Source organism: Sphingomonas sp. dw_22 (assembly GCF_018449795.1).
GTDB lineage: Bacteria > Pseudomonadota > Alphaproteobacteria > Sphingomonadales > Sphingomonadaceae > Sphingomonas.
In genome coordinates this window covers 1-14,700 of sequence record NZ_JAAVVE010000006.1, presented here as the reverse complement: position 1 = coordinate 14,700, position 14,700 = coordinate 1, and the positions used below count along the sequence as shown (strand labels likewise).

Sequence of the window (14,700 nt, the reverse complement as noted above, 5' to 3'; positions counted from 1 at the left end):
TCACCAAGGACTTCAGCAAAGATCGTGCCGGTTTCTTCCCGAAGGCGGAAGCTGCTCGAGCTCGCGCAGCGCCTTGAGCGCCGCATCGGCCTGTTCGCGGGCGATCAGCTTCTCGATCGCGCTCTGGTCGCGGCGTGCATCGCGCGTCGCCGCGCGGGCGGCGTCAAGGCCCTGCTCGGCAACGGCGACGCGCTGCTCGGCGGCATAGGCCGATTGCTGGAGCCGCTCGCGATAATGCGCCGCGGCGATCAGGCTGGTGGCGAAAGCGGGTGCCGGCGCGACGCTGGGCGCGACATTGGCGGCCAGGCCGGCGATGCGCTCGCGCAATGCCTCTTCCTGATCGACCCGCGCCCGCGCCCGCGCCTCCTCACCCTGCACCTGCCCGAGCTGGAGCGTGCGGACGCGCAACAGCCGCTCCAGCTTCTTCGCGCTCCTAGGCATCGCCGAAAACGCCGATCAGCTCGGCGATCGCATCGGGCAGCGTCACCACGTCATCGGCGCCCTGGCGGATATATTCCATCACCGCCGGATGGCAGGCGATCGCCGCGTCGATCTCGGGATCGGCGCCGGGGCGATAGGCACCCATCAGCACGAGATCGCGATTCTCCTCATAAGTCGCGAGATGGCGCCGCAGCACGCGCGCCGCCCGGATATGCTCCTTCGAAGCGATGTCGGTCATCACCCGGCTCACCGAAGGCCCCAGGTCGATCGCGGGATAGACGCCGCGCTCGGCCAGCGCCCGGCTCAGCACGATGTGCCCGTCGAGGATCGAGCGCGCGCTGTCCACGACGGGATCGTTGCCGTCGTCGCCATCGGCCAGCACCGTGTAGATTGCCGTGATCGACCCGCCCGAGGATACGCAGGTGCCCGCGCGCTCGATCAGGCTCGGCAGCATCGCGATGGCCGAAGGGGGATAACCGCGCGCCGAAGCCGGCTCGCCCAGCGCCAGCCCGATCTCGCGGCCCGCATGGGCGACGCGCGTCAGGCTGTCCATGATGAGCAGCACCTTCCTGCCCTCGTCGCGAAAGGCTTCGGCGATGGCGGTGGCGCGCAGCGCGCCGCGGATGCGCAGCACCGGCGAATGATTGGCCGGCACCGCGACCACGACCGAACGCGCGCGCGCCTCGCCCGCCACCTTGGTCTCCAGGAAATCGGCGACCTCGCGGCTGCGCTCGCCGATCAGCCCGATCACCACCACGTCCGCCTGCGCCGCGCGGACCATCATCCCGAGCAATACCGATTTGCCGACGCCCGAGCCCGCCATGATCCCGACGCGCTGGCCCTGACCGATCGTCAGAAGCCCGTTGATCGCGCGCACGCCGACGTCCATCGGCTGGAGCACCCGCCCGCGATCGAGCGGCGACTGGAGCTTGCCGGCGAGCGGCCATTTCCCCGCGCCCCGGATCGGCCCGAGCCCGTCGATCGGCCGGCCCGCGCCATCGACCACGCGGCCAAGCAATGCGGCGCCGACCTCGGCCTCGCCCGGAGGTCCGATCGGCCGCACCGGCGCATTGGGGAGCAAGGCGGCGGGGCCGCCCAGGTTCATCAGCAGCGTCCTGCCGCCGCGAAAGCCGATCACCTCGGCCTCGATGCGGCTCGCGCCGGTGCCGATCGCGCAGACCGTGCCGACCGGAAGCGACAGCCCCACGGCCTCCATCAGCAGCCCGTCATAGGAGGAGAGCCGGCCCGAAACCTTGGGCGCAGGCGCAAAATCGCGGCAGCCCAGGCTGTCGAGATAATCGGCGGTGAAGCGGTTCAGCATGCAGGCGGAATCGGCACGCGATCGATCGCCTGGGCGAGCTGCTCCAGCCACAGATCGGGGCCGTCCTCGACGATGGTCGAGGCGCTCTCGATCACGAAGGCGCCGCGCGCGAGATGCGGATCGCCAACCGGGAATATGCTCGCCGGCAGCCTGCCCTCGACCAATGCGACATCGTCGGGGTGGAGCCGGAGCAGCGCCGATTCGGCCTTGTCGGCCAGCAGATCGGTCGCAGCGGCGATCCGCTGGGTGAGGATATCGGGCACCACGCCGATCTCGCCGACCATCTTGGCGACGAGGTGCAGCACGGTCTGGCGCAGATGGCCGGCCATGCGCTCGCGATCGAAATGCGCGCCCGCCGCCAGCGCGGCCGAGACCTGCTCCAGCAGCGCCGCCTCCCGCTTCCGCGCCGCTTCCGCTTCGGCAAGCGCGGCAGTGCTCCCCTCCGCGAAGCCCGCAGCATGCGCAGCGGCGATCGGATCGGCAAAGGCACCGTGCGCCGGCGGGGTCGCCGCCTCGAACGGATCCCAGCCCTCGGTCGGATTGGCCGAAGGATCGGCCGGCGAGAAATGACGCGGCGCGGCCATCGGCTCGGGCACCGCACGGCGCCCGATCGCCTCGATCCTCGACGCCGAGAACCCCACCGGATCGGAAAAGGCACGCTGAAGAACCTGCTCGGCGGCACAGTGGCGCGCTGCAAAGCCCGGGGCGAATTCAGACATAATCGTCCTCGCCGCCATTGCCCGGCATCATGATCGTGCCGTCCTTCACCAGCGCCCGCGCGGTCGCGATCATCGCCTTCTGCGCGTCGAGCACCTCGGCGAGTTTCATCGGCCCGCGCGCCTCCATCTCGTCGCGAATGCCGTCGGCGGCGCGGCTCGACATGCAGCCGAGGAAGCGGTTGCGCACCTCCTCCTCGACGCCCTTCAGCGCCTTGACCAGCACTTCGCCGTCGATGCTGCGGATCAGGGTCGAGAGGTTCTTGTCGTCCAGCTCCAGCAGATTGTCGAAGACGAACATCGCCTCCTCGATCGCCTTGGCGACTTCCTTGTCGATCTTGGCGAGCCGGGGCATCACGCGCAGCTCGGTGACTTTCCGCGCGCCCTGCAGGATACGGGCAGCCTCGCGCGTGCCGCCCATCTGGAGGCCGGCGGATTTCCTGCGCATCCCCGAACGATTGGCGATCATCGCCCGCAGCGTCTCGATCGCCTCGGGCGGCACCGGACCCAGCCGCGCGACGCGGCGCAGGATCTGCGGCTGCACCGCCTCGGGCAGGAATTCGAACACCTTGGCGGCGACATCGGGATCGAGCTGCGCCAGCAGCACCGCCGCGATCTGCGGATGCTCCGCCTCGATCATGCCGGCGATCTCGTCCGGCTCGAACCATTGCAGCATCTCCAGCCCGCCCGCAGCCTGAGCCGGCATGATCCGCGCAAGCACGCTCTCCGCACGCTCGGCGCCGAGCGCACGGTTCATCATGCCCTCGATCTGGGGCGCGGGATCGAACTGGATGCCCGATCGCCCGCGCGCCTTGTAGGTGAAGTCGTCGAGCACCTGCTCGACCTCGGCCTCGCTCACATCGGCGACGCTGAACATCGCCTTGCCCAGATCGCGCACTTCGTCGGGATCGAGCTTCTGGAGGATGGCCGCGGCCTCCTCCTCGCCGACCAGCATCATCAGCACGGCGGCGCGCTCGACGCCGTTGAAGCTGCGCAGCGCGTTCATTGCGCGTCCGCCCGGATCATGTCGCGCACCGCCAGCGCGGCGCGCGCCGGATTATCGCGGGTGAAGCCGCGCACCAGCCCGACGCGATCGTCATAGCCGTTGCCGCCCTGCTGGAGCATGTCGATGCTGACCGGCGGCTGCGCGACCGGAGCCGCGCCGTCGTCGGGTGCGCCGATCGCCAGCGCCGGGCGATGTGCGACGTCCTCGCGCTTCTTGAGCAGCGCCTTGGCGAGCGGACGAACGCCGAGGAACAGCACCAGCAGCACGATCACCAAAGCCGTTGCGTTGCGCGCGACCAGCGGCACCCAGCCGGCATCGTACCAGGCCGGGCCACCAGCGGCCGCCTCGGCGGGCGCGCTGAATTTGCGGCTGATGACGGTCACCTGGTCCTGCCGCCCGGCATTGAAGCCGACCGCGGCCTTCACCAGCTCGTTGATCTGGGCGATCTCCACCGTGCCGCGCGGCTTGCCCGGCTCCTCGCGCAGCAGCACCGCGACCGAGAGCCGCTTGACGTTGCCCGGCACGGCGCGGGTGACCGAGATCTCCTTGCCGGTCTCGAAGGTGCGGGCGAAGCTGTCGCTCTGCTTCTGCGTGACCGGCGGCGTGCCCGGAGGAGTAGCGCCGGCGGGTGGCGTGGTGTTGGCGGCCTGGCCCTGCGCATTGGGCGCGACCAGGGTGCTGGCGGGCGGCGGCGTGTTGGAAAGCGCGCCGGGGATACCGCCGGGCTGCGGATTGCCGTCCTTCGAGGTGCCGGTCCAGGCGCCCTGCTCGGCGCGGATCACGCCCCCCTGCTTGTCATAGCTTTCGCGCGTCGCCTGGTTTTCGTCCAGGTCGACATCGGCCTGGACCTCGGCGGTGAAATTGCCCGCGCCGATCAGCGGCGTCAGGAGCTGGATGAGCTGGGTGCGGTATTTGTCCTCGATGCGCCGCTGGAAATCGATCCGCGTGTCGCCCAGGCTGTTGCCGCCGGCACCCGCGCCCGCCTTGGAGAGCAAGGCACCCATCTGGTCGACGATCGTCACCGCATCGGGCTGCATCCCCGGCACCGACGATGCGACGAGATTGACGATCGAGCGGACCTGCGCCTCACTCAGCGCACGGCCGCCCTGGAGCTTGAGGATCACCGATGCCGAGGGCTCGGCATGGTCGCGGACGAACACGCTGGCCTCCGGCGTGGCGAGATGCACGCGCGCCTCGGCCACCGAATCGATTTCCTCGATCGATCGCGCCAACTCGGTCTCGCGCGCCTGGCGGAGGCGTTCGCCCTCCACCGCGCGGCTGACGCCCATCGGAAGCTGGTCGAGGATCGCATAGCCGCCGGGCGCCGCCTTGGGCAGGTTCTGGCTGGCGAGCAGCATCCGTGCCTTGTGATACTGATCCTCGGCGACGGTGATCGAGCCCGAATCGTCGATACTCGCCGCGATATTGGCGCCCTGGAGCGCGCTGGTGATCGCCGCCTTGTCCGAATCGGTCACGTTGGCGAACAGGATCCGCTGCGGCGACGTCGCGACCATCGACCAGGCGAGCCAGCCCGCCGCGACCAGCCCGACCAGGAACAGGAAGGGCAGGCTCCGTTTCACCGCGGGCTGGGCGAGGATGTCGCCAACCTGCTTCAGCGGGTTGAAGGTCGCGGGCATGCGGGCCGCGTCGGTGGGGGTGAGTGCGTTGCTCATGTCAGACCGGCATGCTCATGATGTCGCGATAGGCGGAGAGGATCTTGTTGCGGACCTGCAGGGTCGCCTCGAAGCCGACCGAGGCCTGTTGGCGGGCCAGCATCACCTTGGCGATGTCGACCGTCTCGCCGCGCTCATACGCCTCGGAAAGCGCGCCGGCCTGGCTCTGGTCGGCGTTCACCTGCTTGAAGGCGTCCTCCATCGTCGAGGCGAAGCTGGCGGGCTTGGCCTCGACGGCGGGAGCTGCGCCCGGCGCCTGGTTGGCGCGGGCGAGCGCGGCGTTGCGCTCTAGGATCTGCGAGCGGAGCGCCATCACGCGATCGACGCTCATCGGCGCGGCGACGCCGCTCATGCCGACACCGCCCGGGCGATATCGTCACCCTGTTCGCGCGCCTTGGCGAGACGATAGCGCAGCGTCCGCTCGGAGATGCCGAGCCGCTTCGCAGTCTCGATCCGGCTGCCGTTGCAGGCCGCCAGCGTCTCGCGGATCGCCTGGAATTCGTGGATCTGGACGATGTTGCTGAGCGATCCGCCGGTTTCGGCGCGCGGCTCCGGCCGGCGATCGAAGATCAGATGCTCGGCCTCGATCGCGTCGCCCGGCGCCATCAGCAGCGCGCGCTGGATGACGTTCTCAAGCTCGCGGACATTGCCCGGCCAGTCATGGTCGCGCAGCACCTCTAGCGCATCGGCGCTAATCCAGGGCAAGGTCGCCCGCGCACCGGCATGGCGCAGCACCATCGCCGCGGCCAGCGCGGGGATGTCGCCCGGGCGCTCGGCCAGCGCCTTGGTGGTCAGCGGGAAGACCGAGAGGCGGTAGTAAAGGTCGGCGCGGAAGCGGCCGGCCAGCACTTCGCCCTGCAAGTCGCGATTGGCGCAGGCGATGACGCGGACGTCCACCTTCTCGGGCGTCGTCCCGCCGATCGGCACCACTTCGCGCTCCTGGAGCACGCGCAGCAGCTTGGCCTGGAGCCCGATCGGCATCTCGGCGATCTCATCGAGCAGCAAAGTGCCGCCGTTCGCGGCGCGGAAGAAACCCTGGCCGCCCGATGAGGCGCCGGTGAACGAACCCTTCTGGTGGCCGAACAGCATCGCTTCCAGCATCGTCTCGGGCAAGGCGGCGCAGTTGATCGCCACGAACGGCCCGTCGCGGCGCGAGGAACCCATATGGATCGCCTTGGCCAGTACTTCCTTGCCGGTGCCGGTGGGGCCGTTGATGAGCACGGTGATGTCGGACGCCGCGACCCGCTCGGCCAGCGCCAGCAGCGCCAGGCTCTCAGGATCGGCCGCGACCGGCTCGCCGGGTCCGCGCAGCATCGCGCCGACGAAGCCGCTGCCGATCGCCGCATCCTCGGGCCCGTGCGAAAGCCGGGCGGGATTGCCGTCGCGGAACGGGACGGCGCAGCGCGCGCCCTCGCCCAGGATCAGCGTGCGGGCCGGCGCCGGCGGGATCTCCCCCTCTGCGACCAGGTAAAGGCCGGAAGCCGCGGGCTTGCCGTCCTCGCACGAACCGATCGCGAAACCCTGGGCGCGCAGCGCCGACACCAGGGCATATCTTTGCCGGAGTACGGCCGCCGACGGAACGATCGATCGCATGAAAATCCCCCTTCGAGGCCCTTGATGCGCGAAAGATGGTTAACCTCCGGTAAAATACCGTGGCCCGCCCGCAACCTTGGTCCGAGCGCGTCCTACGCGCGCGCGTAGGGCCGGATCCGGGCCCAAATTTTCGCTTAAGCCCGGCTGCGCGCGGCCGTTCCTTGGCTCGTCGGCTCCGAGCTCCCGTTCAGGGGGGTAGACGGGGAAGCCGTGAGCATGGAGTAACTGACATGACTGTTATCGCGACCAACACCGCCTCGCTGCGCGCCGCCAATGCCTCGGCGAGCGCCAATTCGGCCCTGAGCACCGCCATGGAGCGCCTTTCGACCGGCAAGCGCATCAACAGCGCGAAGGACGACGCCGCCGGCCTGGCGATCGCATCGACCATGACCGCATCGATCCGCGGCATGAGCCAGGGCATCCGCAACGCCAATGACGGCATCTCGATGGCGCAGACCGCCGAAGGCGCGCTGGACGAAGTGACCAACATGCTGCAGCGCATCCGCGAGCTTTCGGTGCAGTCGGCCTCGGGCACCTATTCCGATGACGATCGCACCAACCTGCAGACCGAAGTCGGCAAGCTGACCTCGCAGATCAGCAGCATCCTCACCAATTCGACGTTCAACGGCGTGAAGCTGTTCGACGGCACCGCGGGCACCGATGGCGACGTCACCATCCAGGTCGGTTCGACCTCGGCTGACACGGTGACGTTGAGCTTCGGTGAGCTGGATCTCTCCGCCGTCACCGGCGGCGCCGGCACCCCGGCCGTTCCCGGCACCCCCGGCAATGACGGTCCCGACGGCATCGCCGGCAACGCCGACGACGTTGCGGCCACTCCGGGCACGCCCGCCGTTCCCGCCGGCACCGGTATCGACATCTCCAATGCCGCCGACGCCTCGTCGGCGCTCGACACGATCGACGCCGCGCTGAAGACGGTGAACACCGCCCGCGCCAGCCTGGGCGCCGGCCAGAGCCAGCTCGAATCGGTGGTGAACAACCTGCAGTCGAACGTCTCGAACCTGAGCGACGCCCGCAGCCGGATCGAGGACGCCGATTATTCGACGGAAACCGCAGCGCTCGCCAAGGCCCAGATCCTGTCGCAGGCGTCGACGGCGATGCTCGCCCAGGCGAACCAGAGCCAGCAGACGGTTCTCCAGCTGCTCCGCTAAGCGCGTGCCGGTCGGGGTGTCACCCCCCTGACATGGCATCGCGGCCGGTCAACCTCCCGCTTGCGGGGGGACGCACGGGGAACCCCGGTGGTCCGATGACCACCGGGGTTTTCCTTCATTCGGCAGGCTTGCCACCGGGCTTCCATTCGGGCTTGGCGTCGCTGTCGGCCAGCGAGCGGACGGGCTCGACCAGCGACTGGATCGCGCGCGTCATGAAGGCGATGTCCAGGCTCTCCAGCGTGTCGTTCGCAGTGTGATAGGTCGGCGTCACCGCCCAGCCCGAAAGCGTGTGGGCGACCACGCCCTTCACCGCGAGCGAATAATTGTCCGATCGCTGGAAGAAGTTCTGGTCCGGATAGGGATCGGGCGAAACCAGCGCGCCATGCGCCTTCAGCGTCTCGCCCAGCGTCGAGCGCTCGAAACCGGTCATCATCATCGATCCGGCGGGGAGCTTGGGATCCTGCGCGCCGATCATCTCGACTTCTATGTTCGCGACGATGTCGGTGAGCGGCACCGGCGGATGCGCGCCGAAATATTTGGAGCCGTAGCCGCCGATCTCCTCGCTGCCATAGGCGACGAACAGGATGCCCCGCTTCGTCGGCTTGCCCGCCGCCAGCGCCCGGGCAAGCTCCAGCACGGCGGTGGTGCCCGATGCGTCGTCATTGGCGCCGGGCATGGTCACGCCGTCGGGCCGCACGCCCAGATGATCGAGATGCGCGCTCAGCAGCAGCACCCCGGCCTTGGGATCGCTGCCCGGCAGATAGCCGATCGCATTGGTGGTCGTGCTCACTTCCCTGGCGAGACCGGGCAAGGTCATCGAGACCTCGGCACCCGGCTTCTTCGCCAGCGCGTCGAACGCGGCGGCGGGCAGGATCATCACCGCCGTCCGCTCCGGCACTTCGCTGCCGCTCAGATAGGCCGGCATGCGCGGCTTGCCGCCGACGCCCTTGTAGGTGCCCTGCATCTCCTCGCTGTCGCGGACGAGGACCAGCTTGACCTTCTTCGCGCTGGCCGCGCGGTAATATTGCATCGCCGGCGCAGCCCCGCTGACCAGCACCACGTCGCCCACGGGCACGCCCTCGGGCTTGCCGGTATAGACCTGGAGCTTGCCGGTGACCGTGTCGGTGCGCCCGATCAGCAGCTTGGGATCGGCAACCGCCTTGCCGTCGACGGTGAGCACCGCGGGGCTGTCGAGCCGGAAGCGGAAGATCTCGGCCTTCTGGAGATAGCCCTGCATCCCCGGCGCGAACTTCAGCCCGAAGCTCTCGAACTGCGCAGCGACATAGGCGGCGGCGATCGCCTCGTCGCGCGTCGCGCTGCCGCGCCCCTGGAGCGCTTCGCTGGCAAGGAAGGACTCATGCGCGCGCACCCATTCGGGCCGCACCGTCCAGTCCTGCGCCTGCGCGCCCGAGGAAAACAGGCTCGCCGCCGCTACGGCAGCCAGCAGGAAATGCTTCGACATCGATTGGAACCCCTCGCCCGTGACGACAAGGGTGATGCGGCAATCGTCGACGGTGTGCAACGGGGGTAGCACACCAAATAGTATCCAGTGCGACTATCCCAGCCGCTGGTGCAGCGCCTTTTTCAGCCGCGCATGCGCCGCCGCCTTGATCTGGCAGACGCGCGCCGCGCCTACGCCGAGCACCTGGCCGATCTCCTCCAGGTTCAATTCCTCGACATAATAGAGCTGGATCACCTGCGCCTCGCGCTCGGGAAGCTCGGTGATCGCCTCGATCAGCGCCGCGCGCTGGTCGCTCTCGGCAAGCTGCTCGAACGCATCGGGATCGTCGGACATGAACCAGGGCGATTCGTCCGAATACATCTCGTCGATCGAATCGAAGCGCACCGCCTCCGCCGTCGCATATTCGGTGCGCAGCTTCTCGACCGTCACCCCCAGCCGTTCCGCCACTTCGACATCGGAGGGGGGATGCCCCAGCTCGCCGGTGAGCGCGGCCACCGCGTCGCCATAGGCCCGCCGCCGCCGCATCGCGCCGCGGGTGAGCGTCGCCTGGCGGCGCAATTCGTCGATCATCGCGCCGCGCACCCGCGTCACCAGATATTGCTCGAAGGTCACCGCGCCGCGATCCTCGAAGGCCCCGACGGCCTCGATCAGCGCGACCATGCCGATCTGGATCAGATCCTCGACCTCGACGATCGTGCTCATCGATCCATGGATGTGCCAGGCGAGGCGGCGCACCAGCGGCAAATGCTTGCGCACCGTCGCCTCGGCATCGCGCCGGGGCGCACGGGCATAGGTAAGCGGGGTCTGAGCCAGCGAAGCCATGTCGAACCTGTCTTTCCGGGTGTAAGCGTTCATGCGGGCAGCGCCTCCGGCGCACCGATTACGGCAACGACCTCGACGGCCTTGTCCTCGGGCACTTCGAAGAAGCTCATCACCGGCGTATCGGGCAGCACCGACTTGATGAGCTTGCGGATCGCGACGCGGATCGCCGGCTGGACGACCAGCGCGAAGGGCTTGGCCTCCGCCACCAGCGGCCCGGCGGCGCGCTGCAGCGCCTCGGCGATGCGGCGGCCGAGATCGGGCTCGATCGTGTGGCGGCGCGACGGATCGGAGCGGACGGCCTGGCCGAGCAGCGCCTCGAGCTGCCCCTCCAGCGTCATCACCCGGAGCGGCTCGCGCACGCCGCACAGCCGCTGGATGATGAGCGGACCGAGGTCCGGCCGGATCAATTCCAGGATTTCCTCGGCATCGAGCGTCTTCTGCGCGGCGGTGGCGATCGCGGCGGCGATGCGGCGGAACTCCTTGAGCGGAATATTCTCGGCCAGCAGCCCGCGCAGCACCGTGGTCAGCGTGGTGAGCGGCACCGGCTGCGGCGAGAGCGCGGCGACCAATGCGGCGGCGCGCTCCTTGAGGCCATCCAGCAGCGACTGGACCTCATCGGGGCCGAGCAGATCGGCGGCGTTCTGGATCAGCGCCTGGTTGAGATGCGTCGCGACCACGGTGCCCGGATCGACCACCAGATAGCCCATGCCGGTGGCGGCATCGGCGTCGCTCGAATGGATCCACACCGCGTCGAGTCCGAAGGTCGGATCCTTCACCGGCTTGCCATTGAGCCGCCCCGAGGCCTGGCCGGTATCGAGCGCCAGCATCTCGTCGGGCGAGACATTGTCCTCGCCCACCACGACGCCGCCCAGCACGATGCGATAAGTGAAGGGCGCCAGGTTGATGTCGTCGCGCACCCGCACCTGCGGCACGACGAAGCCGAGATCCTTGGAGAGCTGGCGGCGGACCCCGGTGATGCGGGCCATCAGCGGTCCGCCGCGGCGCTCGTCGACCAGCGGGACGAGCCCGTATCCGATGTCGAGCATCACCTGCATATTGTCGGTCACTTCGTCCCAGCCGATCTTCGACAGGTCGACGGGCTCGGCCAGGGGCGCGGGCGGCGGCGGCCGGTTGGCGATCTTCCGCAGCTTCCACGCGGCGAAGCCGGCGCCGGCGGCGGCGGGCAGGATCACCAGATGCGGCATGCCGGGCATCACGCCGAGCAGGCCCAGGATCACCGCGACCGGCATCCAGGTCTTGTGGCTGCCGAACTGGCTGCCGATCTGGCCGGCGAGATCATAGGTGGAGGCGACGCGGGTGACGATCGCCGCGGCGGCGATCGACAGCATCAGCGAGGGGAGCTGCGCCACCAGCGCGTCGCCGATCGCGAGCAGCACATAGGTCTGCGCCGCCTCGCCCACCGCCATCTTGTGGCTGACGACGCCCAGGATGAGCCCGCCGATGATGTTGATCGCCAGGATCAGCAGGCCGGCGATCGCGTCGCCCTTCACGAACTTCGAGGAACCGTCCATCGCGCCGTAGAAATCGGCTTCGGTCGAGACCTCGATGCGGCGCGCGCGGGCATCGTCCGGCGTGATGAGCCCCGCGTTCAGGTCCGCATCGATCGCCATCTGCTTGCCGGGCAAGGCGTCCAGCGTGAAGCGCGCGCTGACTTCGGAGACGCGGCCCGCGCCCTTGGTCACGACGATCATGTTGATGATGATGAGGATCGCGAAGACGAACAGGCCGACGACATAGTCGCCGCCGATCAGGAAGGTGCCGAACGCCTCGATCACATGGCCGGCCGCCGCCTCGCCCTCATGCCCATGCACCAGCACCACGCGCGTCGAGGCGACGTTGAGGCCGAGCCGGAACAGCGTCGCGAACAGCAGCACGGTGGGAAAGGCGGAGAAATCCAGCGGCTTCTGCGCGTTGAGCGCCACCATCAGCACGGCGAGGCTTATCATGATGTTCATGATGAAGAAGGCGTCGAGCAGGAAGGCCGGGATCGGCACCACCATCAGCGCGACCAGCAGCAGGATGGCGCCGGGCAGCGCGAAGCTCTTCATGGCGGGAGCGAAGCCCCCGGGAAGCGTCAGACCGTTCACTTGGCTTTACGCTCCCAGATTCGCGAGCATGAGATAGGCGAGCCGGGCGGTCTCCGGCGTCGGCCGGAGCGGATTGACCGCATCGCGCTGGCTGCCCGCGTTGAGCTGGGCCAGCGTGTTCTGGACCCAGTGGCGGTCACCGCCGACTGCGCCGTTGCCCAGGATCACTTCATTGCCGTCGCCGGAATCGCCGAGCCCGTCCGAGGCGAGCCCGGTCGCCCCCGCCGAGGCGGCGCCGCGATCGAGCTTGCCCGACAGCCGCTCATAGATCTGGCCCAGCGAGCGCGGCTGGCCGTTCGAGGCATAGAAGATGCCGCGATTGGCGCGGGCGGCGGCAGGAAACATGCTCGCGCCGATCCGATCGGGATTGTCCTGCATCGCCCCCAGGAACGAGCGTGCGCCGCCCAGCCCCAGGAAATGCGCCATATAAAGGTCGGTGCCGGTCGCAGGCCGGTCGAGCGAGCCCTCCAGCGCGGCCTTGTTGTCGGCGGCGTGCTCGGCGGCCATCAGCGCGGCGGTCTGCGGATCGCTGCGCAGGTTGAGGATCGCCTGGCGCGTCCCCGCATCGCTGACGACATACCGCCCGCTGGAGGTCCGCGAGATGCTGTCGGCGGCCCAGCCCAGGCCGTGCTCGGCGCCGTGCTGCTTGACCACGCCGAGCCAGCTCTGGTCGATGAACTGATAGAGGCCGCTCGCCGAGGAGGTGCCGGCGCGCGCATCGGCGCGCATGCCGCTCTCCACCTGCGCCTGGCCGAGCAGGTAGTCGAAGTCGATGCCGGTCTTGCGGCTCGCCGCGGCGATCGCCGTCTGGACGCTGGCCCTGTATTCGACCGATGTTATGCTCATGGATCCCTGATCCGATTGCCCTGGGTGCGAGCAAATCAGCAAGGACCGTGCCAGTCAGGCGGAGAAGCGCACCGGGGCTCTCAGGGGAAAAGATGGAGGGGCGCTCGGCAGGCATTTCGCTAGCCGTAATCCCCTCCACCCCCCGTTCCCTTGCGGGAAACTCAGGCGAAGGCATAGCCTCCGGGGCGATAGGCGGGTGCCATATTGCCGGAAAGAAGTTGCAGGCGGCGGCGGACATTTGCCGCCATCAGGTTCACATAGATGCGGCAGGTCTCGTTGAGCCGGTTCGCCTCGGCGGCCAGTTCCTTGACCTCGGCCGAAGGCGCCTCGCCGTCATAGAGCGACACCGTATCGATGCCCGCCAGCTTGGCGCGCGTCGCCGCCTCGAGCGCGGAAACGTCGCTCGCCTTGAGCGCGGCGATCTCGGCATGGAGCGCCTCGATCACGTCGATCAGCGCCTCACGCCTGCTCATTGGGATTCCATTCGAGCTTCAGCGCCAGCAGCCGATCGGCGATGGTGGAGGGATAGATCGGGAACCGGCCTTCCTGCACCGCCTTGCGGATACGCGCCACGCGCTCCGAATCGACCGGCGGCTGGGCCGCCATGGTCTGCGAGAGCTCCGCCGCCGCGGATTCGACCGCCTGGGGCTCGCTCGCCACCGTCTTGACCGGCTCGACGCTGGGCGCAGCGCCGACCGACACCGGGCGGCGATCGACGACCGTGCCTGTCTTGATGCCGATAGGGTCTGTCATTGCCTGCGATCCTTGAACCTGTGCCGACAGTGCAGGAAACGACAGGGCGCCGGGAAGCTTTAGCGGAAAAAATTCAGTCCCCCGTGCCGGGCAGGCGGGCGAGCCCCTGCTCGACCGCAACCGCCTGGATCGGCTGCCTTTTCTCATCGACCTTGACGAGCAGCCGCGCGCCCGGCGCGGCATCGCCCATCGCCACGCCCTCGCGCGTGATCGAAAAGCCGGGTGCCCCGGCCTCGACCGTGATCGGATCGCCGCGCCGGATCACCGGCTCGGCCTTGACCACCGGCGCCGCCCGCGCTTCGGCGACCGGCCTGGACTGCGGCGCCGCATTGACCGGCACATAGACGCGCCAGCCCGGCGCCATGCAGCGCACCAGCACCGCGTCCTTCGCCTCGCTGCGCCATTCAAGCTGCGGCGCGGCGCATTGGGCGAGCTTCAGCCGGCTGTCGACCGGCGCGCGCGCGCCGCCCAGCTCGCCCACCGGCTTGCCGGTGAACTGCGCGACGATCGCGTCGAGCACGACGGTCGACTGGAACTGCTCCGCGGCAGGCGCGGCAGCGAGGATCGCGGCGAACAGGATCATGGCGAGCTTCCTTATCGGGATGGGGCGGCAATGGCCGGTTGCCGGGCGGCAGGAAGCTGCCGCCCTCCGTCATAGCCGAGGGTGAGGACGGTGCGGCGCTGGCCGCGCCCAGTGGAAAGCGTGATGCGATCCGGCGACACCGCGCCCGCCCGCACCAGCCGCGCGGCTGGCGGATCGCCACCGTCACCCGCGAAGACTTCGCGGATC

Annotated in this window: 16 protein-coding genes; 1 reads left to right on the top strand and 15 read right to left on the bottom strand. The window is 69.0% G+C overall.

The features are described 5' to 3' along the window. Positions 1-12: 12 nt before the first annotated feature. Genes HB724_RS04220 through HB724_RS04190 form a run of 7 tightly spaced genes read right to left on the bottom strand, consistent with a single transcriptional unit; the run spans position 13 to position 6,750 of the window. Positions 13-441 (bottom strand): hypothetical protein, encoded by a 429-nt coding sequence (locus HB724_RS04220; RefSeq protein WP_213979663.1) that lies wholly within the window; start codon positions 439-441, stop codon positions 13-15. Next, positions 434-1,762: a FliI/YscN family ATPase gene (locus HB724_RS04215; protein ID WP_213979662.1), complete on the bottom strand. Its 1,329-nt coding sequence runs from the start codon at positions 1,760-1,762 to the stop codon at positions 434-436. Before HB724_RS04215 ends, HB724_RS04220 begins: the two co-directional genes overlap by 8 nt. Then, positions 1,756-2,481, bottom strand: a complete 726-nt coding sequence (locus HB724_RS04210) for a FliH/SctL family protein (protein ID WP_213979661.1) — start codon at positions 2,479-2,481, stop codon at positions 1,756-1,758. The genes HB724_RS04215 and HB724_RS04210 overlap by 7 nt, the downstream gene beginning before the upstream one ends. Beyond that, on the bottom strand, positions 2,474-3,484 hold the full coding sequence (fliG, locus tag HB724_RS04205; protein ID WP_213979660.1) for a flagellar motor switch protein FliG: 1,011 nt from the start codon (positions 3,482-3,484) through the stop codon (positions 2,474-2,476). The genes HB724_RS04210 and fliG overlap by 8 nt, the downstream gene beginning before the upstream one ends. Then, positions 3,481-5,157: a flagellar basal-body MS-ring/collar protein FliF gene (fliF, locus tag HB724_RS04200; protein WP_213979659.1), complete on the bottom strand. Its 1,677-nt coding sequence runs from the start codon at positions 5,155-5,157 to the stop codon at positions 3,481-3,483. Before fliF ends, fliG begins: the two co-directional genes overlap by 4 nt. 1 nt (position 5,158) lies before the next feature. Then, complete coding sequence (fliE, locus tag HB724_RS04195) at positions 5,159-5,509, bottom strand: flagellar hook-basal body complex protein FliE (protein ID WP_256731311.1); 351 nt, start codon at positions 5,507-5,509, stop codon at positions 5,159-5,161. Continuing rightward, complete coding sequence (locus HB724_RS04190; protein ID WP_213979658.1) at positions 5,506-6,750, bottom strand: sigma 54-interacting transcriptional regulator; 1,245 nt, start codon at positions 6,748-6,750, stop codon at positions 5,506-5,508. Before HB724_RS04190 ends, fliE begins: the two co-directional genes overlap by 4 nt. Before the next feature lie 230 nt (positions 6,751-6,980). On the opposite strand from HB724_RS04190, the gene HB724_RS04185 reads away from it, so the two are divergent. Continuing rightward, positions 6,981-7,919: a flagellin gene (locus tag HB724_RS04185; RefSeq protein ID WP_213979657.1), complete on the top strand. Its 939-nt coding sequence runs from the start codon at positions 6,981-6,983 to the stop codon at positions 7,917-7,919. A gap of 115 nt (positions 7,920-8,034) precedes the next feature. Here HB724_RS04185 and HB724_RS04180 read toward each other — a convergent pair whose 3' ends face one another. The 8 genes from HB724_RS04180 to HB724_RS04145 form a co-directional block, all read right to left on the bottom strand. Then, complete coding sequence (locus HB724_RS04180; protein ID WP_213979656.1) at positions 8,035-9,381, bottom strand: M28 family peptidase; 1,347 nt, start codon at positions 9,379-9,381, stop codon at positions 8,035-8,037. Between the two features lie 93 nt (positions 9,382-9,474). After that, positions 9,475-10,236: an RNA polymerase sigma factor FliA gene (fliA, locus tag HB724_RS04175; protein WP_256731310.1), complete on the bottom strand. Its 762-nt coding sequence runs from the start codon at positions 10,234-10,236 to the stop codon at positions 9,475-9,477. Further along, positions 10,233-12,272, bottom strand: a complete 2,040-nt coding sequence (gene flhA, locus HB724_RS04170) for a flagellar biosynthesis protein FlhA (protein WP_213979767.1) — start codon at positions 12,270-12,272, stop codon at positions 10,233-10,235. Before flhA ends, fliA begins: the two co-directional genes overlap by 4 nt. A 45-nt stretch (positions 12,273-12,317) precedes the next feature. Continuing rightward, entirely contained in the window at positions 12,318-13,157 is an 840-nt protein-coding gene (locus HB724_RS04165) for a lytic transglycosylase domain-containing protein (RefSeq protein ID WP_213979655.1), read from the bottom strand. A gap of 161 nt (positions 13,158-13,318) precedes the next feature. Next, entirely contained in the window at positions 13,319-13,630 is a 312-nt protein-coding gene (locus tag HB724_RS04160) for a flagellar protein FlgN (protein WP_213979654.1), read from the bottom strand. Beyond that, positions 13,617-13,910: a flagellar biosynthesis anti-sigma factor FlgM gene (gene flgM, locus HB724_RS04155; RefSeq protein WP_213979653.1), complete on the bottom strand. Its 294-nt coding sequence runs from the start codon at positions 13,908-13,910 to the stop codon at positions 13,617-13,619. Before flgM ends, HB724_RS04160 begins: the two co-directional genes overlap by 14 nt. Positions 13,911-13,983: 73 nt before the next feature. Then, positions 13,984-14,493, bottom strand: a complete 510-nt coding sequence (locus tag HB724_RS04150; RefSeq protein WP_213979652.1) for a flagella basal body P-ring formation protein FlgA — start codon at positions 14,491-14,493, stop codon at positions 13,984-13,986. Positions 14,494-14,504: 11 nt separating this feature from the next. Further along, positions 14,505-14,700: hypothetical protein (locus HB724_RS04145; protein ID WP_213979651.1), on the bottom strand; the 196-nt coding region annotated here is incomplete at its 5' end.

Excerpts from the sequence above, each read along its gene's own strand:
- HB724_RS04185 (WP_213979657.1), top strand. The coding sequence starts at position 6,981 with ATGACTGTTATCGCGACCAACACCGCCTCGCTGCGCGCCGCCAATGCC.
- HB724_RS04190 (WP_213979658.1), bottom strand. The coding sequence starts at position 6,750 with ATGCGATCGATCGTTCCGTCGGCGGCCGTACTCCGGCAAAGATATGCC.
- HB724_RS04210 (WP_213979661.1), bottom strand. The coding sequence starts at position 2,481 with ATGTCTGAATTCGCCCCGGGCTTTGCAGCGCGCCACTGTGCCGCCGAG.
- fliA (WP_256731310.1), bottom strand. The coding sequence starts at position 10,236 with ATGAACGCTTACACCCGGAAAGACAGGTTCGACATGGCTTCGCTGGCT.
- HB724_RS04220 (WP_213979663.1), bottom strand. The coding sequence starts at position 441 with ATGCCTAGGAGCGCGAAGAAGCTGGAGCGGCTGTTGCGCGTCCGCACG.
- HB724_RS04160 (WP_213979654.1), bottom strand. The coding sequence starts at position 13,630 with ATGAGCAGGCGTGAGGCGCTGATCGACGTGATCGAGGCGCTCCATGCC.
- fliE (WP_256731311.1), bottom strand. The coding sequence starts at position 5,509 with ATGAGCGGCGTCGCCGCGCCGATGAGCGTCGATCGCGTGATGGCGCTC.
- HB724_RS04215 (WP_213979662.1), bottom strand. The coding sequence starts at position 1,762 with ATGCTGAACCGCTTCACCGCCGATTATCTCGACAGCCTGGGCTGCCGC.
- fliF (WP_213979659.1), bottom strand. The coding sequence starts at position 5,157 with ATGAGCAACGCACTCACCCCCACCGACGCGGCCCGCATGCCCGCGACC.
- flhA (WP_213979767.1), bottom strand. The coding sequence starts at position 12,272 with ATGAAGAGCTTCGCGCTGCCCGGCGCCATCCTGCTGCTGGTCGCGCTG.
- HB724_RS04180 (WP_213979656.1), bottom strand. The coding sequence starts at position 9,381 with ATGTCGAAGCATTTCCTGCTGGCTGCCGTAGCGGCGGCGAGCCTGTTT.
- HB724_RS04165 (WP_213979655.1), bottom strand. The coding sequence starts at position 13,157 with ATGAGCATAACATCGGTCGAATACAGGGCCAGCGTCCAGACGGCGATC.
- flgM (WP_213979653.1), bottom strand. The coding sequence starts at position 13,910 with ATGACAGACCCTATCGGCATCAAGACAGGCACGGTCGTCGATCGCCGC.
- HB724_RS04150 (WP_213979652.1), bottom strand. The coding sequence starts at position 14,493 with ATGATCCTGTTCGCCGCGATCCTCGCTGCCGCGCCTGCCGCGGAGCAG.
- fliG (WP_213979660.1), bottom strand. The coding sequence starts at position 3,484 with ATGAACGCGCTGCGCAGCTTCAACGGCGTCGAGCGCGCCGCCGTGCTG.